The 20,263-nt window shown below is 62.6% G+C and carries 16 protein-coding genes and 3 pseudogenes; 7 read left to right on the top strand and 12 right to left on the bottom strand.

Going from position 1 to position 20,263, the window contains the following annotated elements; all coding sequences use genetic code 11:
* Nucleotide 1: 1 nt before the first annotated feature.
* Both ACW4PC_RS09515 and ACW4PC_RS09510 read right to left on the bottom strand, forming a co-directional pair.
* Entirely contained in the window at nucleotides 2–766 is a 765-nt protein-coding gene (locus ACW4PC_RS09515; protein WP_455873596.1) for a DUF2076 domain-containing protein, read from the bottom strand.
* Between the two features lie 104 nt (nucleotides 767–870).
* Complete coding sequence (locus ACW4PC_RS09510) at nucleotides 871–1,593, bottom strand: hypothetical protein (protein ID WP_455873595.1); 723 nt, start codon at nucleotides 1,591–1,593, stop codon at nucleotides 871–873.
* 162 nt (nucleotides 1,594–1,755) lie between these two features.
* On the opposite strand from ACW4PC_RS09510, the gene ACW4PC_RS09505 reads away from it, so the two are divergent.
* The 3 genes from ACW4PC_RS09505 (at nucleotide 1,756) to leuA (ending at nucleotide 5,831) form a co-directional block, all read left to right on the top strand.
* Nucleotides 1,756–2,343 (top strand): ATP-dependent Clp protease proteolytic subunit, encoded by a 588-nt coding sequence (locus tag ACW4PC_RS09505; RefSeq protein WP_039845507.1) that lies wholly within the window; start codon nucleotides 1,756–1,758, stop codon nucleotides 2,341–2,343.
* Between the two features lie 261 nt (nucleotides 2,344–2,604).
* On the top strand, nucleotides 2,605–3,789 hold the full coding sequence (locus tag ACW4PC_RS09500; RefSeq protein WP_455873594.1) for a benzoate/H(+) symporter BenE family transporter: 1,185 nt from the start codon (nucleotides 2,605–2,607) through the stop codon (nucleotides 3,787–3,789).
* 326 nt (nucleotides 3,790–4,115) lie between these two features.
* A complete protein-coding gene (gene leuA / locus ACW4PC_RS09495) occupies nucleotides 4,116–5,831 on the top strand; it encodes a 2-isopropylmalate synthase (RefSeq protein ID WP_455873593.1) in 1,716 nt (571 codons plus the stop codon).
* A gap of 43 nt (nucleotides 5,832–5,874) precedes the next feature.
* On the opposite strand, the pseudogene ACW4PC_RS09490 reads toward leuA, so the two are convergent.
* Nucleotides 5,875–6,355, bottom strand: a pseudogene (locus ACW4PC_RS09490) (winged helix-turn-helix transcriptional regulator); the annotation flags it as partial.
* A gap of 5 nt (nucleotides 6,356–6,360) precedes the next feature.
* Between ACW4PC_RS09490 and ACW4PC_RS09485 the strand changes: the two are divergent.
* Nucleotides 6,361–7,326: a quinone oxidoreductase family protein gene (locus tag ACW4PC_RS09485; RefSeq protein WP_455873592.1), complete on the top strand. Its 966-nt coding sequence runs from the start codon at nucleotides 6,361–6,363 to the stop codon at nucleotides 7,324–7,326.
* Between the two features lie 3 nt (nucleotides 7,327–7,329).
* Here ACW4PC_RS09485 and ACW4PC_RS09480 read toward each other — a convergent pair whose 3' ends face one another.
* The 4 genes from ACW4PC_RS09480 to ACW4PC_RS09465 form a co-directional block, all read right to left on the bottom strand.
* The gene (locus ACW4PC_RS09480; protein WP_455873591.1) at nucleotides 7,330–8,175 is read right to left on the bottom strand and encodes an anti-sigma factor family protein; all 846 of its coding nucleotides are present in this window, start codon (nucleotides 8,173–8,175) and stop codon (nucleotides 7,330–7,332) included.
* A 3-nt stretch (nucleotides 8,176–8,178) separates the two neighbouring features.
* Nucleotides 8,179–8,685, bottom strand: coding sequence for an RNA polymerase sigma factor (locus tag ACW4PC_RS09475; RefSeq protein ID WP_455873590.1), 507 nt, complete (start codon nucleotides 8,683–8,685; stop codon nucleotides 8,179–8,181).
* A 168-nt stretch (nucleotides 8,686–8,853) separates the two neighbouring features.
* Entirely contained in the window at nucleotides 8,854–9,414 is a 561-nt protein-coding gene (locus ACW4PC_RS09470; RefSeq protein WP_039845501.1) for a hypothetical protein, read from the bottom strand.
* 145 nt (nucleotides 9,415–9,559) lie between these two features.
* Nucleotides 9,560–10,468: a metallophosphoesterase family protein gene (locus tag ACW4PC_RS09465; protein ID WP_455873589.1), complete on the bottom strand. Its 909-nt coding sequence runs from the start codon at nucleotides 10,466–10,468 to the stop codon at nucleotides 9,560–9,562.
* 71 nt (nucleotides 10,469–10,539) lie between these two features.
* Here ACW4PC_RS09465 and ACW4PC_RS09460 point away from each other — a divergent pair, with 71 nt between their 5' ends.
* Complete coding sequence (locus ACW4PC_RS09460; protein WP_455873588.1) at nucleotides 10,540–11,019, top strand: NUDIX domain-containing protein; 480 nt, start codon at nucleotides 10,540–10,542, stop codon at nucleotides 11,017–11,019.
* Between the two features lie 3 nt (nucleotides 11,020–11,022).
* On the opposite strand, the pseudogene ACW4PC_RS09455 reads toward ACW4PC_RS09460, so the two are convergent.
* A pseudogene (locus ACW4PC_RS09455) lies at nucleotides 11,023–12,014 on the bottom strand (glutathione S-transferase family protein).
* A gap of 232 nt (nucleotides 12,015–12,246) precedes the next feature.
* On the opposite strand from ACW4PC_RS09455, the gene ACW4PC_RS09450 reads away from it, so the two are divergent.
* Nucleotides 12,247–12,792: a GNAT family N-acetyltransferase gene (locus ACW4PC_RS09450; RefSeq protein ID WP_455873587.1), complete on the top strand. Its 546-nt coding sequence runs from the start codon at nucleotides 12,247–12,249 to the stop codon at nucleotides 12,790–12,792.
* 86 nt (nucleotides 12,793–12,878) lie between these two features.
* Nucleotides 12,879–13,268: pseudogene (locus ACW4PC_RS09445) on the top strand (MFS transporter); the annotation flags it as partial.
* Nucleotides 13,269–13,320: 52 nt separating this feature from the next.
* Here the strand turns inward: ACW4PC_RS09445 and ACW4PC_RS09440 are convergent.
* The 4 genes from ACW4PC_RS09440 to ACW4PC_RS09425 are packed head-to-tail and all read right to left on the bottom strand — an operon-like array spanning nucleotide 13,321 to nucleotide 20,146.
* Nucleotides 13,321–15,390, bottom strand: coding sequence for a hypothetical protein (locus ACW4PC_RS09440; RefSeq protein ID WP_455873586.1), 2,070 nt, complete (start codon nucleotides 15,388–15,390; stop codon nucleotides 13,321–13,323).
* 1 nt (nucleotide 15,391) lies between these two features.
* Nucleotides 15,392–18,205, bottom strand: a complete 2,814-nt coding sequence (locus ACW4PC_RS09435; RefSeq protein WP_455873585.1) for a DUF4159 domain-containing protein — start codon at nucleotides 18,203–18,205, stop codon at nucleotides 15,392–15,394.
* Entirely contained in the window at nucleotides 18,202–19,122 is a 921-nt protein-coding gene (locus ACW4PC_RS09430; protein WP_455873584.1) for a DUF58 domain-containing protein, read from the bottom strand. Before ACW4PC_RS09430 ends, ACW4PC_RS09435 begins: the two co-directional genes overlap by 4 nt.
* A gap of 13 nt (nucleotides 19,123–19,135) precedes the next feature.
* Nucleotides 19,136–20,146: an AAA family ATPase gene (locus ACW4PC_RS09425; protein ID WP_022714193.1), complete on the bottom strand. Its 1,011-nt coding sequence runs from the start codon at nucleotides 20,144–20,146 to the stop codon at nucleotides 19,136–19,138.
* Nucleotides 20,147–20,263 lie beyond the last annotated feature (117 nt).

The raw sequence follows: 20,263 nt of genomic DNA, 5'->3' as shown, positions 1-20,263 counted from the left end.
GTCAGACATCGAAACTGTCGTCGCCGGACTGATCGCTAGCGACGTCGTCATCATTGTTGTCGTCGCTGCTGTAGTCGGCCTGCCGGATGTCATTGTTATTGTTGTCATCGGCAACCTGAGGGTTCTGATCGCCATAGTAATTGTTGATGACGGTCTCCTCGGCGGGGGTGCCGGCATTGCCTGGATTGCTGCCGGAAAAAGGCGAGCCCCAGCCGAGCGACGACATATGATTGCCGAAGATGCCGCTCAACGAATTGGCAAGCAGCATGCCGCCTGCCACGCCGGCGGCGGTGCCGAGCGCGCCGCGAAGGAAGCTGCCGCCAGCAGACGGTGCGCCGGGTTGCGGGTCCCACGGGCCGCTCGGCTGCTGTCGCATCGGGCGGACGGGTTCGTCGTAACCGCGATCCTGATGGATGGTCTGGCGCGGCGCATTGCCCCAGGGATCCGAGGTCGGTGCCGGCTGCTGCGCCTGGCCGGTGCCAAAGATCGAGCTCAGGAAACCGCCGCCCTGTTCGGCCTGGTGATGTTGGCTTTCGCCGGCCTCGAGCTGGCGGATGCGCTCTTCCAGTTCCTTGATGTGGTTGGCGGCCGCTTCAAGACCCTTTTCCTGAACGATGACGGCCTGCGCCAGATAATAGGTCGTATAGGGCTGCTCGCGCACGCCCTGATCGATGAAGGCCTCCGCTTGGCGGTCGCGCGGTGTCGCGGCGGCGGTGCGGATCCTGTCGAAGAGGCCGGCCAGCAATTGGCGTTCTTCCGGTGACATAGCTGTTTCCTTGTGTCTTTCGTGCGGACATGGCCGCCTGAGGATGAGGTAGGAACGGATTTTGGCTTTTCAAAGCCGCGGTGCGTTACATTTCGGTAAGGCCCTCAGGACCGGACCCAGACGCGCAGCGGGCCGAGCGACGTAAAGCCAAGTTCCAGCGCATCGCTCAAATCATCGCCGTGCTCGTAGCCGACGATCGGCATGCCGGGAAAGATCTCGGCCGCCTTCTGCACCAGCCCGGCGCGGATGGCGCGGTCTCTCTTTTTGATGGCAAAGACATTCGAGTGGCCGACCACGTCCGACTGGCGATTGAGAATGCCGCCGCCGCAGAGCGCTTCGCTCTCGAAGGCGGCAAGAAAGGCGATATCCGCATTGCGCAGCAGCGGTTCAGCGAAGATCGGCGTTGTCTGCGGCGGGTCGCCGGCGCCCCAGGCTCTTTCCCATAGCTCGAGTTCAACCGCCGTTGTGATCCGCTTCCATGTCAGGGACTGCTCTTTCGGCGCATGAATCTCAACCGCCTCGATGCCGATCCATTCGGCCTCGAACAAGATTTCGAAACCGAGAGGCGTAAGGGTGAGCGCGGCGTAGCTGTCCTTGACGCCCCAGCCGCCCTTTCGCGAGCGGATCACAACAGCTATCGCTTCCTCCTGCTCGCGCGCGCTATCAGCGCCCGTCAGCGTTATGACGTCCGGATAAAAGGGCGGCGTGCCCTGGCGGTGAAGCCAGACGGTTGCGGAAAATTCGCCGGGCACGCCTTGTGCCTGACAGACGGCATTGCACCAGAGCGCATTGTTGCGGACAGCCGCGCCCAGCATTTCCGATGTCATTTTCGCCTCCGCTTTCAAGCTCTCCGGCAGAATGCGAGCATGTCGCCGGTTTGTCATAAGAATATCTTCACCCGTTCCGTGCCTTGTCTTTTTCCCGCATTGTTTTACCCATTGAGTCGCACTATGTGCGAGGAACCCGATTTGGAAGTAAGAGAGGTTCGTATGAACGACGAAGAACAAGACGACGACAAGACGAAGGAGCTGCCGCTCGGCAAGGAAACGGAGGCGAATCTTTTCAAGTCGCGTTCGATCTTCATCTACGGGCCGATCAACCAGGAAATCGCCCAGAAGGTCTGCTCGCAGCTCGTGGCGCTTGCTGCAGCCAGCGACGAGGACATCCGTATCTATGTCAGTTCGCCCGGTGGTCACGTCGAATCCGGCGATTCGATCCATGACATGGTCAAATTCATCAAGCCAAAAGTCTGGATGATCGGCACCGGCTGGGTCGCCTCGGCCGGCGCGCTGATTTACGTCGCGGTACCGAAGGAACGGCGTCTTTGCCTGCCGAACACGCGCTTCCTGCTGCACCAGCCGTCCGGCGGCACGCGCGGCATGGCCTCCGACATCGAGATCCAGGCACGCGAGATCATCAAGATGAACGAGCGTCTGAACAAGATCATGGCGGCCGCCACTGGCCAGTCGATCGAGAAGATCGCCGCCGACACTGACCGCGACTACTGGCTTTCGGCAGAAGAAGCCAAGGCTTACGGCCTGGTTTCGCGGATCGTAACGTCGCAGAGCGAGATTTGATTTCACTTCGCCCCGGTGGGGAGAAGGCGGGCTGAAGGCACGAATGAGGGGCGGCGCGGCAAGCGTTGCCCCTTTTTCTTGGTAAGCAGATGGTGTTTGCATCGATCTCAAGGATCGATCGCCCGGCTCGGCGGGCGCCACATCTCCCTCACGAGCATCTTCTCCTTGGGGGGACGAGGGAACCATAAGGCGGGCATCTGGACTTGCGCGACTCCATTCGATGGGGCTCCATGGAACTTTTCCAGTCATCCGAGACGCGCCATGCTCAAAGACTTTTCCGTCCAGGCCCTGTTCATGGGCGTCCTCACAGCCTTTGTCGGCTTTGCCAGTTCCTTCGCCGTCGTGCTGCAAGGATTGCAGGCAGTGGGCGCAACGGATGGGCAGGCGGCCTCGGGGCTTATGGCGCTGTCGATCTCGATGGGCATCTGCGGCATCGTGCTGAGCGCGGTAACACGGCTTCCCGTCAGCATTGCCTGGTCGACGCCGGGCGCAGCACTTCTTGCGAGCACCGGGGCGATCGAGGGTGGGTTCAATGCCGCCGTCGGTGCCTTTCTGATCTGCGCGGTGCTGATCGTCGTCGCCGGCCTCTTCAAGCCGCTTGGCCGCGCGGTCGCCGCGATCCCGGCGCCGCTTGCCAATGCCATGCTTGCCGGCGTGCTGCTCGGCCTCTGCTTCGCCCCGGTAAAGGCGATCGCCTTCAATCCGCTGCTCGGGCTGCCCATCATTCTCGCCTGGATCGTCGTCGGCGCCTTCAGGCGGCTCTGGGCAGTGCCTGCCGCCCTCGGCGCCTTCGCGCTGGTGCTCACATTCGGCATCGACATTCCGGACGGAGCGCTGGCCTCGATCGGGCGGTCGCTTGTGCCGACTATCGAGATCGTCCGTCCGGTGTTCAATCTTGCGGGCCTCGTTTCGGTCGCGCTTCCTCTCTTCATCGTCACCATGGCATCGCAGAACATTCCGGGCATCGCGGTGCTGAAGGTCAATCTTTATGATCCGAAGCCCGGGCCGCTCTTTGCCGTCACCGGCTTCTTTTCGGTTCTTTCCGCGCCCTTCGGCGGCCATGCCGTCAATCTGGCGGCGATCACGGCGGCGATGTGTGCGGGGCAGGACGCGCATGCAGATCCGAAGCGACGTTATTGGGCGGCGCTGATCTCCGGCGCCGGCTATGTGGTGTTCGGACTGCTTGCCGGCGTCGTGACAGCCTTTGTGGCTTTGGCGCCACCAATCCTGATCCAGGCGGTCGCAGGGCTGGCCCTCGTCGGCGCCTTCTCCGGATCGGCGATGGCCGCCTTTCAGGCGCCGGAATTGCGCGAGGCTGCGGCGATCACCTTTCTGGTGACGGCATCGGGCGTTTCCTTCGCCGGCATTTCCGGAGCGTTCTGGGGGCTCGTGGCCGGCGGGTTGATGCTGGCGCTGTCGCGTTTCGTGCAGGCGGCAAGAAAATAGGCGGGGGGTTGCCGTTTTTTTGTTCGGCAGCTATAAGCGCGGGCATGAAGACCACTGGCGCAAAGATTTCCAACACTATTGTCCGCGGCCGCGTTGCCCTGCGTGACAACACGCGCGCCCTGACGTCGCTTCTTCTCCTCGGCCTTACACGCGGTTGCCGGGTCCTTTGAGGAGCGCCCGGCGGCCGAAAGCCCGCTGGCCCTATCGCTCCTCGCGACGAATTCCCTGAATTCCAACATAGACCAACAAGGTCCGCATTTGCTGTCGCCAAGCCCGCCATGATGGGCTAAGACGCGGGGCAAATTGCCGGGACGAGGAAGAAGACAATGGACGCGAAGACGCAAAATCCCGCAAAAGGCATGCAATCCGCAGGCGTGAAATACCGCCCGTACCCGCAGGTGAACATTCCCGACCGCACCTGGCCCACGAAGACGATCAGCAAGGCGCCGGTCTGGTGCTCTGTCGACCTTCGCGACGGCAATCAGGCGCTGGTGGACCCGATGGGCCATGACCGCAAGGCTCGCATGTTCCAGCTGCTGCTCGACATGGGCTTCAAGGAAATCGAGATTGGCTTTCCCTCCGCCTCGCAAACGGACTTCGACTTTGCGCGCTGGTGCATCGAGGAAGGAAATGTGGCGCACGACGTTTCGCTGCAGGTCCTGGTTCAGTGCCGCCCTGAGCTGATTACCCGTACCTTCGAGGCGCTGCGGGGTGCCAACAAGCCGATCGTCCATTTCTACAACTCGACGAGTGAGCTGCAGCGCCGCGTGGTTTTTGCCAAGGACGTGCCGGGTATCAAGCAGATCGCCGTCGATGCGGCGAAGATGATCACCGACATGGCGGCGAATGCCGGCGGCGGCTACCGCTTCGAATACTCGCCGGAAAGCTTCACCGGTACCGAGCTCGAAGTGGCGCTGGAAATCTGCAATGCCGTCATCGACGTGATGAAGCCGACGGCGGACAACAAGCTGATCATCAACCTGCCGTCCACCGTCGAGATGGCGACGCCGAACGTCTATGCCGACCAGATCGAATGGATGTGCCGCAATCTCGACAATCGCGAGAACCTGATCGTCTCGCTGCATCCGCATAACGATCGCGGCACCGGTATCGCGGCAGCCGAGCTCGGACTGCTGGCAGGCGCCGACCGCGTCGAGGGTACGCTCTTCGGCAACGGCGAGCGCACGGGCAATGTCGATGTGGTGACGATGGCGCTCAACATGTTCACGCAGGGCGTCGATCCGGAAATCGACTGCTCCGATATCGAGCGCATCAAGAGCGTCTTCGAGTATTCGAACCAGATGACCATCGGCGAGCGCCACCCTTATGTCGGCGAACTGGTCTATACGGCCTTTTCCGGCTCGCATCAGGATGCGATCAACAAGGGTATGAAGGCGATCAAGGTCGCCAACCATCCGGTGTGGGAAGTGCCCTATCTGCCGATCGACCCGCAGGATGTCGGCCGCTCCTACGAGGCGATCATCCGCATCAACTCGCAGTCCGGCAAGGGCGGCATCGCCTATATCCTGCAGCAGGACTACGGGCTCAATCTGCCGCGCAATCTCCAGGTCGAGTTCCGCGAGGACATCCAGCGCATCACCGACGAAGAAGGCAAAGAACTGCCGTCGCGCCGCATCTACGACCGCTTCATCGAGCGCTACGTGACGCAGCCCGAGGGCCGCATCAAGTTCGTCGATCATCACACCTTCGCCGATCCAGAGCGAAAGGGCGTGCGTGTCGTCGCCGCTGAGATTATCGACAATGGCGAGACGAAGCGTATCGAGGGTCGCGGCAACGGCCCCATCGACGGCTTCATCAACGCGCTCTCGCACTATCTCGGCATCGAGATGTCAGTCGAAGACTACTCGGAGCACTCCCTGCAGCACGGCTCGAATGCGGCGGCCATCTCCTACGTCGAGACCGCCTATCCCGGCGGCAAACTCTTTGGTGCCGGCATCAGCACCAATATCGTCGGCGCCTCGCTCGAAGCGATCGTCTCGGCGGCCAACCGCGTGCTGGATGTGAGAGCCGGGAAGAACTGATCGAGATTGCGCAGCGGGCGCGGCCGGCTGCGCGTTTCGTCCCTCAGGCGGCGAAAGATGGCTTGCGCGGGCGGACGATGCAGTCGGCAATGTCAGCGGTTTCATTCTGCGCCTCGGCGTGGCGCTGGCCCCATTGGCAGAGCGCCAGCAGCACCGGTTCAAGCCCAAGCCCGAGCTCCGTCGCGGTATATTCGACGCGCGCGGGAACTTCGGCAAACACCTCGCGCCTTACCAGACCATGGTCCTCCATTTCGCGTAGCTGCTGGATCAGCACCTTCTGCGTGATCTCCGGCATGATGCGTTTCAGCTCCGAAAGGCGCTTCGGGCCGGAGAAAACGTAGTAGAGGATAACCGGTTTCCAGCGCCCGGCGATCACCTTCAGGGCGCGTTCGACGGGCAATTTGGGCAGTCGCTTGATGAGTTCAGCCATGGTCACTTCCTGGTGGGTATGGCACGAAAGAGTGTCTATTCCTGCCGCCGAGCTTACTGATAAAGCGCTGCCCACGCCATTCAAACGTGAGGTCTGCCCATGAAAGCCGTCCGCTTCGACCATTTCGGTCCCCCTGAGGTTCTCAAGGTCGTCGAGGTGCGGAAACCAATGCCGCGCGAAGGGGAGGTGCTCGTTCGCGTCCGTACTGCAGGCGTCAACTTCTTCGAAGTGCTGATGCGCGCCAACCGGTATGCGGTGACGCCGGACTTGCCGATGATCCCGGGTGTTGAAGTCGCGGGTGTTGTCGAGGCGATAGGCGAGGGAGTTGATTCCACTGTCATCGGGGCGCGCGTTGGCGTTCCGCTTTTCGCGCTGGGGCGGGGTGAGGGTTATGCGGAGTACGTCGCCGTGCCGGGTGCGTCAGTGATCTCGATCCCTGACGCGTTGTCCTTCGAGGCGGCGGTTGCGCTGATGGTGCAGGGGCTGACGGCGCTGCATATGGTGCGTCAGGCGCCGCCACGGGACAAAACCGTTCTTGTCCACGCGGCGGCCGGGGGCGTTGGCTCGCTGCTGGTGCAATTGGCGAAGCGTGAGGGCGCCGGATCGGTCATCGCGACGGCAAGCAGCGAGAAGAAGAGATCGCTCTCCCGCACGCTGGGCGCGGATGCGGCGATCGACTATACAGCCGAAGGCTGGCAGGAGACCCTCCGTGAAAAGGCGCCCGTCGATCTGATCTACGATACGATCGGTGGCGAGGTGACACGTGCCTCCCTTGCAGCGCTTGCGCCGGGCGGAGAGCTTGTCTTTGCTGCACTGGGCCGCTTTCGGCTTGAGGTTGCCGACCTGAATTCCATGTTCGAGAAGAACCAGACGCTCAAGGGATTTGCGCTGCTGCCTCTGTTATCTGAAACGCTGGCGGACGATCTCTCCGCGCTGTTTTCGCTTGCCGTCTCCGGCGCGCTGATCGTCGCAAAGGGCGCGAGTTTTCCGCTGGACAAAGCTGCCGATGCGCATCGCGCCTTCGAAAGCCGGGGCGTCAGCGGCAAGGTCGTGCTGGTCCCGTAAGGCTCAGATCGCGGTTGCGACTTCCATGGCGATCTGGCTGAGCGAGGCTTCGGCCGAAGGTCCGGCCAGAACGTAGGAGGTGCCGGCATTGTGCCAGGTGATCAGGCCGATTTCGTCCCTGATCGTTTCCTTGAAATCCTCGGACTCGGGCGGCTGGGCATCCTTGCGGAAGCAGATGGAGATGAGATCGCCGTCCGTGCTCGTATAGACCAGCTGGCCGACCGGCTTTCCGTCGCCAAGAAGCACGCGGGCGCCCTGGAAGGCCCAGCCGTCGGTAGACAAGTCAGGCACGCGGAAGGCGACGCCGACCGTGGACGTCAGCCAGTTGGAAATCTCCTCGGCCTGGGTAGAGGGGACCTCGACGATATGCCGCGGCTGGCGGATCATCAGGCGCTGGTAGGCGGTGATGTCGTTCAGCCAGTTCTTGCTGCTGGCATTGTCGTCCACGATCTGCGTCGTGCCATTGCCCGTGGGAGAGCCAGGGCTCGTGCCGGCGAGATAGCCGATGCCGCAGCCGACGATAAAAAGGATGATCGCTGCGGCCAGCGCCTGCGTGCCGCTCGGCGCGAGCTTCATCGACGGGCGGGTGGTTCGCGGCGCGATGGGCGCCTTGGGCGGCTGGACGCTCTTGATCGAGCGCACGAGTGCCAGCGGAACCGGCTCCTTAAGAATATCGTCCAGACGGCGGCGGCCGAAATCGGCGCCGTGACGCAGCTTGTCGTAAAGCCGACGCGCACCTTCGTCGGTGGCGAGGCGCTGCTCCAGCTCATGCTTCTGTTCCGGCGTCGTTTCGCCGTCGAGAAGGGCGGTCAGCTGCGCGTCAAGCGATAATTTTTTGAAATCGGGCAAAGTTCAGTACCTGTGAGGATGATCGTCGGCGAGGCTTGCGAAGTGCAGCCGCGCCGCGGCAAGCTGCGCGGGCATGCTGCCGGCCGATATGCCCATGATGTCGGCGGTCTGCTGATAGGTATGTCCTTCGACAGCGACGAGCAGGAAGACGCTCGAAATGCCTGAAGGCATTTCGGCGAGCATGCGGTGTATGGCATCGGTATCGGCGACGGCTGCGCGGTCACGCGCCGCCTCGCGGATATCCGTGACGTTGCTCTTGGAAGCCGGTCGCGCCTTGCGTCTGCGGCCATCGTCGCTCCACTGTTGGCGGGCGAGTGTGTAAATCCAGCTTTCGAGCCGGCCTTCGCCGCTCCACTGGTGGCTCTTCGCCACCGCACGCTGACAGACCGCCTGCACCAGATCGTCGGCGGCAGCCGCATCGCCGGCAAGCGTCATCGCGAAGCGCCGCAGCCGCGGGAGCAGGCCCACCAGGTCGCGTCGGATATCGATGGTCGTTACAGGCTGACGCATAGTCTCATTTCATGAATGTGTTCGGGCGAAGCACCCGATGTGGGCCAAGCTTTTTATATCGTGGAAGTGACCTTTATGGAACAATTTTGCACTGCCGCGCAAGAAGAAGACGGCGCGGTCGAAGAATTCCCAAAGGTTTCTCTGTTGGTCGCCGGAGCGCGCCCCGTTTCAATAGGTCCGGTAGCCGTTCAGGCTCTGCAATAGCGCCCGATAAGCCCAGGTGTTTTCGCCGCCGCGGTCGCGAATTTCGACGAGCTGGACGCGGGCACCCTGGATGTCACCTTCTTCGGCCAGGGCCTGGCCCATGTATGATCGTGCGAGGATATAATTCTCGTCGGCTTGCAGCGCCTTGCGGTAATAGGACATTCCAAGTTCCATCCGGCCCGCCTTGCGGTTTGCATAGCCGAGATAGTTCAGGATGCGCGGATCGTTCTTGTTCCTGGCGAGGTTCAAGACGGTGATGGCATTTTCATATTGGCCGGCATAGGCGAATTCGCGCGCTGCCTCGTAGAGGTCGTCGTCGTTAAAGCTGCTCTTCTTCGGCGCGACGCATTCCTTCCTCTTCTTGTCCCACACCTTGCCGTCGGCGCATTTGGTCGTGGTTTCGGTCTTCGGAGGCGGGCTCGTCTCGTCGCTTTCGTCACCGACGGCGAAGGCCGGTGCCGAGAGCCCGGCCGCAAGGCCGAAGGCGAGGGTGAGACGGCAGATGCGGTTTGCTGCGGCGCGCATGGCTTGTTCCCTGATCGGCGGCGATTGCGGCCGGATTGTACAGCGGGATTTGGAAATACCAAGGGCTTAAGCATTGCCTGGGGGAAAATCGCAGCGGCTTCAGAAAATGATTCAAAAAGCGGCGAAAAAGATTCCGCTTTTCCGTCTAAAGCTTGAAAATATCGACACTTTCCGACGAAACGCCATCGCCCATGTCGTTCAAGTTGAAGCGTTCGCCCCTCAGTTCCCAGGCGCCGGGCGAACCGTCGATGCTGAAGAGATTATAGGCGGCACGGGGCTTCAAGCCACCCGGTCCCTGCGAGGCGGAAGCAATACCGACCACAGGCACGGGACCGGTCTGGCCGCGCAGCCAGTGGAGCGTATTGAGATGCGTATGGCCGTGGAGCACGAGTTCTGCGCCGCCGGTCGAGACGACGGCGGCAAAGCGGCGGATGCCAATCATCCGCTTGTAGAAAGCAGTCGCGCCGCGGATCGGCGGGTGGTGGATCATAACGACGCGAAAGAGGCCGGCTTCACCGGCCGCGCGGAGCATGTTGACGGTCTCGCGGGCCTGCCGCTGGCTGAAGAAGCCGCTGGCGGCAAATGGTGGCGTGGCGACGGCCGTCGAGCAGCCGACGAGCGCGACTTTGCCGCGGACGCGGAGATAGGGAAAGATGTGCCTGTCTTCCTCCCATTCGGCTGGGGCGAGGTCGCCGCGCACATAGTCATACCAGGCGCGCATGGATTTCTCGTAGGCGCCGGGCACATAGGCGTCGTGATTGCCGGGAACCACGGAGGTTTCCGCCGGTTCGCCGAGCGCGCGAAGCCAGGCGGCGGCGGAGCGGATCTCAATGCCGCTTGCGAGATTCACCAAGTCGCCGGTCACGGCCAGGTGGTCCGCATGGCGCGCACGGATATCCTCCAGGAGCAGATCCAGCGTGCCGCCGAAAAGATGCTTGCGCCTGTGGCGGTGCCAGTTCACAAAGCCGGTAATGCGCTTCGAGAAAAGCTCGCGGAATGAAAGATTGGGAAGGGGGCCGAGGTGGATATCCGAAATATGCGCGAGCTTGAACATGCTACGACACATAGACCAGGATATTTACAAATCAAACACATCCGATTGAACGAAATAGTGAAAACAGACCCATGACGACCAAGGAAATCAGGCCCTGGCAATCCAAGCTGCTGATGCGGATCGTGCATGGCTATTTCGCCCTCGCGCGCGGCATGACCATGGGCGTGCGGGCGGCCTGTTTCGATTCGTCCGGGCGAATTTTTCTGGTCCGCCACAGCTACATTCCCGGCTGGCATATGCCTGGCGGCGGGCTGGAGCGCAACGAGACGGCAGAGGAAGCGCTGATCAAGGAACTGCGCGAGGAGGGCAACCTCCAGATCATCGGCAGGCCGCAGCTCTTCCATGTCTATTTCAACGCATCGGCGAGCCGGCGCGATCATGTGGTCTTCTACCGCGCCGAGGTCGAGCAGACCGCGCCGCGCAAGCCGGATCGCGAAATTGTCGAATGCGGCTTCTTCGCGCTCGACGGTCTGCCGGACGGCACGACTGAAGCGACGAGGCGCAGGCTGAGGGAGTTGAGCGGCGAAGAGCCCGCCGCCCACTTCTGGTAGGATTCACGCAGCAGCGGCAAGCTTGGCGCGGCCGTGCAGGCGCTCCAGATCGAGCGCCGGGCCGACCGGGACCACGCCCGTCGGATTGATCGTCCTATGGCTGCGGTAATAGTGCTCCTTGATGTGGCGCAGGTTCACCGTCTCCTTGACGCCCGGCGTCTGGTAAAGATCGCGCAGGTAGCCCGAGAGGTTCTCGTAGTCTTCGATGCGGCGGATGTTGCACTTGAAGTGGCCGGCATAGACTGCATCGAAGCGCACCAGCGTCGTGAACAGCCGCCAGTCGGCTTCCGTCAGCCGGTCGCCGAAGAGATAGCGGCTTTTGCCGACGACGCTCGTCCAGCATGTCCAGCGTTTCGAAAATCTTCACGACATTCTCTTCGTAGGCTTCCTGCGTCGTTGCAAAGCCTGCCTTGTAGACGCCGTTGTTGACGGTGTCGTAGACGATCGCATTCAGCGCATCGATATCGGCGCTAAGAGCGGCGGGATAGAAATCCGTCTTCGAATTGGCTCAGGCCGTCGAAGGCGCTGTTGAACATGCGGATGATCTCGGCCGATTCATTATTGACGATCGTACCGGTCTTCTTGTCCCAGAGCACGGGAACGGTGACGCGGCCGGAATAGTGCGGATCGGCCTTCACGTAGATCTCGAAGAGGGTCCTTGCACCGTAAAGGTGATCGCCGGTCGCGCCGTCGCCGACTTTGAATTCCCAGCCGTTCTCGGCCATCAGCGGATCGACGACGGACACGGAGATGATGTCATCGAGCGTCTTCAGTTTGCGGAAAATGAGCGTGCGGTGTGCCCAGGGGCAGGCGAGCGAGACATAAAGATGATAGCGGTCGGCCTCGGCCTTGAAGCCGCCGCTGCCCGTGGGTCCTGCCTCTCCAGTGGCCGTGATCCAGTTGCGGAACTGAGAGGCCGCGCGCTTGAAGTGGCCCTTCGTTTCCTTCGTATCGTACCCGACGTTCTGCCAGACGCCGTCAACCAGCATGCCCATTGTGCGCTTCCTTCAAATTCGCCGTTGGCGGAAACATATTGCACGCGGCCGATCTTTGCAGGGGTGCAAAGACTGAACAGTGCGTCACAAATGTTTTTTCGGTCGCGTCACTTTGCGTTGGACGAGGGAAATTTTTCCTGCTATCGGCCTTTTCACATTTTCTCAGGAACCCGATTTGTTTTACGCATCCAGAAATCCGCGACGACGCTGATGCTTCCGAACGCCTAAGCGCGTGCTCGAAAATCATCACTTCCGTCTATCCGGTTTCTGTCTCATCATGCACAAGCACGATCTGGTCTACCTCACCGAGGATGCGTCTCACGACGCGGTTATCGAACACATCAACGAAGAAGCTTTCGGCCCTGGCCGGCACACGCGTGCGGCGGCGCGCATCCGTGAGCAGGGGCCGCACGATCTGTCGCTCTCCTTCATCTGTACCGATGACGGCGAAACGATCGCCTCGGTCAGGATGACGCCGGTCATGGCGGGCGAGGTTAAAGGGCACCTGCTCGGGCCACTCGCCGTCCGGCCATCGCACAAGAATATGGGCATCGGCCGCGAACTCGTGCGGATCGCGGTGGAGGCGGCAATGCGCAAGGGCTCCGAGGCTGTCATCCTTGTCGGCGATCCGCCGTATTATTGCCCGCTCGGCTTCGAGAAGGTCGCCTACAACGCGCTCGCCTTTCCAGGGCCAGTCGATCCCGCCCGCGTTCTGGTCGTTCCGATTGCCGAAGATGCGCATCAGCGTCTCAAGGGTATAATCGGCTGGCGTGCATAGTTCATAAGTTCTATCGCTGATTTTCCCTAACCTGACTTTGCGCGAAGTTTCGGCAGCTTGGTGGAGGGCGGCATGAGCGAATTTCGATGGACGCGGCGCTGGATCGCGCCGGGACGGGCGCATTTCAGCGGCGGCTGATGGCGATTTTCGGGCTTGTCTGGGCGGCCGACGCCATGCAGGTGCTGGCCGTCTCCTTCACGGCCGCTTTGATCGCCGCCACGTTCCAGCTGACGGTGCCGCAGGCACTGCAGACCGGAACGCTTTTCTTCCTCGGCATGCTGATCGGCGCCGTCGTCTTCGGCCGGCTCGCCGACAGGGTGGGCCGGCGCTCCGTGCTGATCTTGACGGTCGCCTGTGATGCCTTGTTCGGTACGCTTTCTATCTTCGCTCCGGATTTCACCAGCCTGCTCGTACTGCGCTTCTTAACCGGGATGGCTGTTGGCGGCACGTTGCCGGTCGACTATGCTGCCATCGCCGCGCTTGCGATCGATGCAGAAACGCGGCGGGTCTCGCTGGCCTAAGCGAGACTCATCGTCCTTCACGCCACCACATGGCGCCGAAGGCGAGCAGCAGCACGCCGACGCCGGCAAAACCGGCAAAGAGCGGCAGGGTATTGATCCCCTTCAGCACGGTCTCGTTCGTCAACTTGATCTGCATCCGGTCATTGTCGGCGACGCGAACCTGGCCGCGAACCGGCAGGATCGGCGGAACTTCGATCGCTCCATTGGTATCTGAAACGCGGGTGACAAGGCCGCGTGTCTTGCCGGAAATCGGCTTCAGCACATCCGTCGTCGAAATCATCGCCTTGAATTCGGGCGCATCGACGGCGCCGACATGAACGAGCGTCGTCAGGTCGCCGTTGCGGATTTCGAAGAGGCCGATCTCGTCCATCTTCTTCTCGGCCTTGAAGAGACCGGGTTCGGACTGGTTCAGCGGCAGATTTTCCGTCTTGCCTGATGGATATCGGACTGTGGCCTCGCCCGGATTGTCGCCGATCGTCTGGCGGGTTACCTCCAGTGTGCGGCCGGAGGCGCGCGCCGTCAGCGCTTCTTCCTCCAGCGCCGGTTCCTTCATCAGCCAATGGGCGATGCGGCGGTAGAGCGAGACGTGCGGGCCGCCGCCCTCGAAGCCGCGGGCCCAGAGCCAGCCCTGGTCGGAGAGCAGCATGGCGACGCGCCCCTGGCCGGCACGGTTCAAAAGCAGCAGCGGATGATTGTCCGCGCCAACCATGACCGTCTGGCCATGCGGAGACGCGACATCGACGCTGCGGAACCAGCGGCCCCAATGCGGCGGCTCGTCAGCGGAGCCGTCGAGGCCGCGGGTGACGGGGTGCTTGCGGCCCTCCTCGGAAAGGCGGGGATAGAAGGCCTTGTCGATCATCTGGCCGGTCGGCTCGGCAGGGAGAACGGCCGAAAGCGGCGTCAGTGCGATCGAATCCTGGCCGGCATGCTCGGGACCTGCGGCAATCAGCAGCGCACCGCCGTTTTCGACATATTGTGCAATGTAGTCATAGTAGAGGATCGGCAGCACGCCGCGGTGCTGGTAGCGGTCGAAGATGATCAGGTCGAAGTCTTTGATCTTGTCGACGAACAGCTCGCGCGTCGGGAAGGCGATCAGCGAAAGCTCGTTGATCGGCGTGCCGTCCTGCTTTTCAGGGGGACGCAGAATGGTGAAATGGACGAGATCGACCGAGGCGTCGGACTTCAGGAGATTGCGCCAGGCGCGCTCGCCGGCATGCGGCTCGCCGGAGACCAAAAGCACGCGCAGGTTTTCGCGGATGCCATCGATGACATGAACGGCGCGGTTGTTTGCCTCCGTCACTTCGCCGGGCAGCCCGGCCACCGAGAATTCCAGCACGTTGCTGCCGCCGCGCGGAACCTTAAACGAAAACGGCGTATCCTGGCCCGGTGTCGCCTGGAGCGCGGCGATCACGTCGCCGTTCAGCTTCACAGTGACATCGGCCGTGCTGCCCGGGCTCGGGCCGTCGTCGAAGACGCGCAGGACCAGTTGCTGCTCTTCATTGACGATGCCGAAGCGCGGCGCCTTGATCACCTCGACGCGGCGGTCAAATTCGTTGGCCTTGCCGGTGATCAGGCCGTGGACCGGCGCGTCAAAGCCGAGCGCCTGATTGACGCCCGGCGCATCATGCACTTCGCCATCCGTCAGCATGATCGCGCCGCCGATGCGCGCTGGAGGTACGTCGGCAACGGCGGCCGAAAGGGCGGAAAAGAGACGTGTGGACGGCGTATCGGAATTTTCCGGCTCGGTCGCATCGACATATCGCGGTTCAATATTCGGGAAACGCGAGAGGCGATCCTTCAACTGCGCCAGCGCCTCGTCGGTCATCTTGATACGTTCCGGCGTCTGCTGACTCTGGCTCCGATCGACGATGACGGGAACGACCGTCGAAAGCTGCTCGCGATCTTCCTGCATGAGTAGTGGATTTGCGAGCGCTGCCAGCAATGCGAGGGCGGCCAGCGTGCGGATCCAGGCGCCGCGGATGCCGCGCCAGATGGCGAAGACCGCGACAACCGCGACGACGGCCGCGAGCGCTGCAAGAACCGGCCAGGGAATAAAGGGTGAAAAATCAACCGTCATGTCATTGCCCCAGCCGTTCGAGGAGCGCGGGGATGTGGACCTGATCGGTCTTGTAGTTGCCCGTCAGCATATACATCATGATGTTGACGCCGGCGCGATAGGAGTATTCGCGCTGCATCTCATCCGGCGGAACGGTCGGCAGCATCGGTGCGCCGTTCTGATCGACCGCCCAGGCCCCGGCCAAATCGTTGCCGGTGATCAGGATCGGCGAAACACCGTCGGCCGAGGCCGTCGATTTGGTGTCCGAGGCGCGATTGTCCTGCCGCGACTCGATCCAGAGCGGGCTTCCGGAATAGCGGCCCGGGAAGCTGGAGAGCAGGTAGAAGGACTTCGTCAGAACGTGGTCCGAAGGAACCGGCTCCAGCGGGGGGATGTCGAGATTGGCGAGGATCTGCTGCAGGCGCTCGCCGTTGGCACTCGAGGCACCTCCATTGTTATCCAGTGAGGAGAACTGGTCGCGCGTATCGAAAAGCACGGTGCCGCCGGCGCGCATATAGGCGTCGATGCGGTTGATCGCAGCCGTCGACGGCATCGGCGCGGAGGCGGAAACCGGCCAGTAAATGATAGGATAGAAGGACAGCTCGTCCTTCGTGAGATCGAGGCCGACGGGCGGCGCCGGCTCCAGTGTCGTGCGGAAGGTCAGGAACTCGGTTAGGCCTTCAAGGCCGTGCTCGGAAATATTGTCGACATCCTGCTCGCCGGTGACGACATAGGCGAGGTGGGTATTGTCCAATCGCTGGAATATCTGGTCGTCGCCGGGCTTGGAATCGTCGGCGCGCAATTGCGAGGGTTGCAGGAAGAAGGTCGTGCTGACGGCGACTGCGATGATCGCCGCGGGCCGGGCCGCCGAACGCAGCCGGGAGAAAGCGCCGCCCATGAACATCACGACGAGGCTGTCTGCCAGGAGCAGCAGGAAGGCGATGAGGAAGAGAGCGGGCTTGGCGGACCAGGTTTCACCGCCGATCAGGCCCTCGCGCAGGACATTGATGCCGGCTGTGTCGAGCGGCCTCAGCTCGGCGTTATTCGGCAATACATTCAATGCGGTAAAGCCGTCTTCCGAACCATAGAGTCCAGGCGGATTGTCGAAATTGGAAACGGGCTCGGTCTTTGCGTTCGGGATCAACGGCCGTGCCGTGCCGGTCTCCGTCGTGAGCACGCCCTTCGCCGTCAGCAGGCGGAAGGGCGGCAGGGCTTCAGCGGTCGTTGCAGCACCGGCTTCAGAGGTGACGCCGCCCGAGCGGGAGAGCTGAACGATGCGACGCAGCATCTCGACGAAATTGCCGGAGATCGGCAGGTTGGACCACGTTGCCTCGGCGCTGACATGGAAAAGCACGATACGGCCCGCGTTGATCGGCTTGGTCGTTACCAGCGGCGTGCCGTCGGCAAGGCTTGCCCAGGTGCGCTCGGCAAGATCGGGCGTCGGCTCGGCCAGAACCTGGCGCTTGACGGTCACGTCAGTCGGCTTGGCCATGCCGGCGAAAGGACCGAAGTTCGGAAAATCCGCCAGCGGCTGCGGCTCGGCCCAGGAGAGCGCGCCGCCAAGCGCACGCTCGCCCTGGCGCAACGTCACCGGCACCAGCGGATCGTCCGCGGGGGCGGCGGCAAGGCGCGGCCCGGCGAAGCGGATCAGCGTGCCGCCATTGGCGATCCAGCGCTGCATCGGCTCATAGGTTTCCTGCGGCAGCCGGCCGATATCGGCCATGATGATAACGGACGGATTTTGCGACAGCAGATCGGGGATGGAGGCAGCAAGATCCGGCGTGTTCGGCTGGATCAGATCGGCATAAGGCTGCAGTGCGCGCTGGATGTAATAGAGAGGCGATAGCAGCGGCTGGAATTCATCGCCCGCTTCGCCGGAAAGCAGCACCACGCGGCGGCGCTTGAAGCCATCGTCGAGCAGATGGACCGAACCTGCCGTCGCAAGATTGTCGATGCTGACGCGGGCGAAATCGTTGCGCATCTCGAAGGGGGCGGGGATCGAGCCGGAGGCGACCGACTGCCCGGGCTGGAAATCCACCGTGCCTGCGGCAATCGCACGGCCCTGCGCATCCTGCGCCGTCAGCGGCAGCGAGGCGGCGCCCGCGCTGTCGAGGCGCGTCGCGGTCACGCTCATGGCGTCGGCGGCATTCGTGGCACCGGTGATCGCGATCGTCCGTGTGGTATCGCCTTCGATGAGACGGAGCTCTGCAGGCTTCAGATCGGCGAGCTGGCGGACGGTCGCATCGTTTTCCTTGGCGGCAGCGCCGTCGGAAAGGAAGGCGAGCGTGCCTGGTTTCGTGCCGTTGAGGGCGGCGCGCAATGCCTCGAAGGCGCGTTCGCGATCCGGAACGAGCGGCTGCGGTTCTGCGGCGCGCAGCATGTCGCGGGCCGCCGTTGTGGTGCCCGGCACAGCATTGTTGGTGGGATCGGCGGTAAAGGCGACCGCGACGGGGGCGCCGGCGGTTTCGGCGTCGTCGATCAGCGCTTCGGCGGTCTGCACGCGGCGTTGCCAATCCGGCGCCGTCGCCCAGCCATTGTCGACGAAAAGAACGAGCGGACCGCCTGCGGCGAGCGAATTGGTACGAGGATTGAAAACCGGATCGGCGATCGCAAGGATCACGGCAGCGGCGAGAAGCATTCGAAGCAGCGTCAGCCACCAGGGGCTTTGAGCGGGCGTTTCCTCGCGCTTCAATACGGCGGCCAGTATCTTCAGCGGCGGGAAGACTTCGGATTTCGGGCGCGGCGGCGTAAGCCGCAGCAGCCACCAGATGACCGGCAGGGCGACGAGCGCGCCGAGGATTGCAGGATAGGCGAAAGCAAAGGGAAGGGCGCTCATAACAGCCCCCCATGTGTCGCCTTGGCCGGCATCCCGGACAGATACATATGCACCGCAACCAGCGCTTCGGATGCCAGGTGATCGGTGCGATGGGTGACGAACGTCCAGCCGAGATGTCGAAGCGATTGGCCGAGACCGTCGCGGCGGGTCAGATAGGCGCGGCTATAGGCTTCGCGGATGTTTTCCGCGCGGCCGGACACGAGTTTCGAGCCGGTTTCCGGATCGGTGAATTCGGTACGGCCAGTATAGGGGAAAAGCTCTTCGGCGGGATCGGCGATCTCGACCACGTGGCCGCGAAGGCCGCGACGGGCAAGCGGTGTGAGGCGGGCCATGATCGCCGGCGCATCGTCCAGGAAATCGCCGATAAGCACGAGATCGCTCCAGCCGCGGATCATGGCGATGTCCGGCAGCCCGCCCGGTAGCGGAGCATGCATGAGCGCGGTTGCAAGCCGCTCGGCCGCGTTGCGGGCGGCGACCGGTTCCATGACGCCCGGACAACCGATGCGTTCGCCGGAGCGCGCAAGGATTTCAGCGAGCGCCAGCATGATGACGAGCGCGCGGCTTTCCTTCGAGACACTGCCGAAGGTCGACTTGTACATCATCGAGGGCGACATGTCGGCCCACAGCCAGATGGTGTGGGCGGCTTCCCATTCGCGCTCGCGAACATAGGTATGGTCGTCGCGGGCGGAGCGACGCCAGTCGATGCGCGATAGGCTTTCCCCCTCGGTATAGGGGCGGAACTGCCAGAAATTCTCGCCGATACCGCGCTTGCGGCGGCCATGCCAGCCGGCAATCACGGTGTTGGCGATGCGCTTGGCTTCGACCAGGCAGTCCGGCACCAGAGAGGCCCGCTGTCTTGCGCGGGCGAGGGCATCGCTGCCAGGGGTCGGATTGACGATCTGTCCGATAGATGCCACGCGTCCGGCTTCCTTATCCTTTGGCCTGCTTGACGAGGCCGGCGATGACATCGCGGACCGACATGCCCTCGGCACGTGCAGCGAAGGTAAGCGCCATGCGGTGTTCGAGAACGGGCTCGGCAAGCGCATGGATATCGTCGAGCGACGGCGCCAGACGGCCTTCATAGAGCGCGCGGGCGCGGGCGCAGAGCATCATCGCCTGGCCGGCGCGCGGACCTGGGCCCCAGGCCACATTCTTGTCGGTCGCAGCGTTGCCCTGGCCGGGGCGGGCGGAGCGTACAAGATCGAGGATCGCATCGACGACCTTGTCGCTCACCGGCATCTGGCGGATGAGCTTCTGGATTTCCATCAGCCGCCCGGCATCGAGGACCGCTTGCGGCTTCGTTTCGCTGATGCCGGTCGTTTCGAGCAGGATCTGGCGTTCGGCGGCAAGCTCGGGATAGTGCACGTCCACCTGCAGCAGGAAGCGGTCGAGCTGAGCTTCCGGCAGCGGGTAGGTGCCTTCCTGCTCCAGCGGGTTTTGGGTGGCGAGAACATGGAAAGGCGTCGGCAGGTCGTAGCGCTGGCCGGCGATCGTGACGTGATATTCCTGCATCGATTGCAGCAGCGCCGACTGCGTGCGCGGTGAGGCGCGGTTGATCTCATCCGCCATCAGCAGTTGGGCGAACACCGGGCCCTTGACGAAGCGGAAGGAGCGGCGGCCGTTCTCGTCCTGGTCCATCACTTCGGAGCCGAGGATGTCCGACGGCATCAGGTCCGGCGTGAACTGGATGCGGTTCGCGCCGAGGCCGAGCACTTCGCCGAGCGTGGTCACCAGCTTGGTCTTTGCAAGGCCGGGCACGCCGACCAGAAGTGCATGGCCGCCTGAAAGAACAGCGAGCAGGGTGTTTTCGACGACGCTTTCCTGGCCAAAGATCACCTTCGAGACTTCTTCGCGCACAAGGGCGATATCGGCGAGCGCCTTTTCTGCGGCAGCGATGATTTCCTTCTCCCCGAGGCTGTCTTCGGTCTTCATCATACCCATCAAATATCTCCAACGGCTGAATCATTCGTCGCAAATCGGCGGACTTACGCCTCTGCCTCGTACCCTATAGAGTTATGGATATGTTGCGGGCTGACAAGTTCGTTCCAAATGACTATC

This window comes from Rhizobium yanglingense (assembly GCF_977109285.1).
The sequence above is the reverse complement of the archived record's forward strand: the minus strand, read 5'-3'. Positions and strand labels throughout refer to the sequence as shown.

Excerpts from the sequence above, each read along its gene's own strand:
- ACW4PC_RS09515 (WP_455873596.1), bottom strand. The coding sequence starts at position 766 with ATGTCACCGGAAGAACGCCAATTGCTGGCCGGCCTCTTCGACAGGATC.
- ACW4PC_RS09510 (WP_455873595.1), bottom strand. The coding sequence starts at position 1,593 with ATGACATCGGAAATGCTGGGCGCGGCTGTCCGCAACAATGCGCTCTGG.
- ACW4PC_RS09505 (WP_039845507.1), top strand. The coding sequence starts at position 1,756 with ATGAACGACGAAGAACAAGACGACGACAAGACGAAGGAGCTGCCGCTC.
- ACW4PC_RS09500 (WP_455873594.1), top strand. The coding sequence starts at position 2,605 with ATGCTCAAAGACTTTTCCGTCCAGGCCCTGTTCATGGGCGTCCTCACA.
- leuA (WP_455873593.1), top strand. The coding sequence starts at position 4,116 with ATGGACGCGAAGACGCAAAATCCCGCAAAAGGCATGCAATCCGCAGGC.
- ACW4PC_RS09485 (WP_455873592.1), top strand. The coding sequence starts at position 6,361 with ATGAAAGCCGTCCGCTTCGACCATTTCGGTCCCCCTGAGGTTCTCAAG.
- ACW4PC_RS09475 (WP_455873590.1), bottom strand. The coding sequence starts at position 8,685 with ATGCGTCAGCCTGTAACGACCATCGATATCCGACGCGACCTGGTGGGC.
- ACW4PC_RS09470 (WP_039845501.1), bottom strand. The coding sequence starts at position 9,414 with ATGCGCGCCGCAGCAAACCGCATCTGCCGTCTCACCCTCGCCTTCGGC.
- ACW4PC_RS09465 (WP_455873589.1), bottom strand. The coding sequence starts at position 10,468 with ATGTTCAAGCTCGCGCATATTTCGGATATCCACCTCGGCCCCCTTCCC.
- ACW4PC_RS09460 (WP_455873588.1), top strand. The coding sequence starts at position 10,540 with ATGACGACCAAGGAAATCAGGCCCTGGCAATCCAAGCTGCTGATGCGG.
- ACW4PC_RS09440 (WP_455873586.1), bottom strand. The coding sequence starts at position 15,390 with ATGACGGTTGATTTTTCACCCTTTATTCCCTGGCCGGTTCTTGCAGCG.
- ACW4PC_RS09435 (WP_455873585.1), bottom strand. The coding sequence starts at position 18,205 with ATGAGCGCCCTTCCCTTTGCTTTCGCCTATCCTGCAATCCTCGGCGCG.
- ACW4PC_RS09425 (WP_022714193.1), bottom strand. The coding sequence starts at position 20,146 with ATGGGTATGATGAAGACCGAAGACAGCCTCGGGGAGAAGGAAATCATC.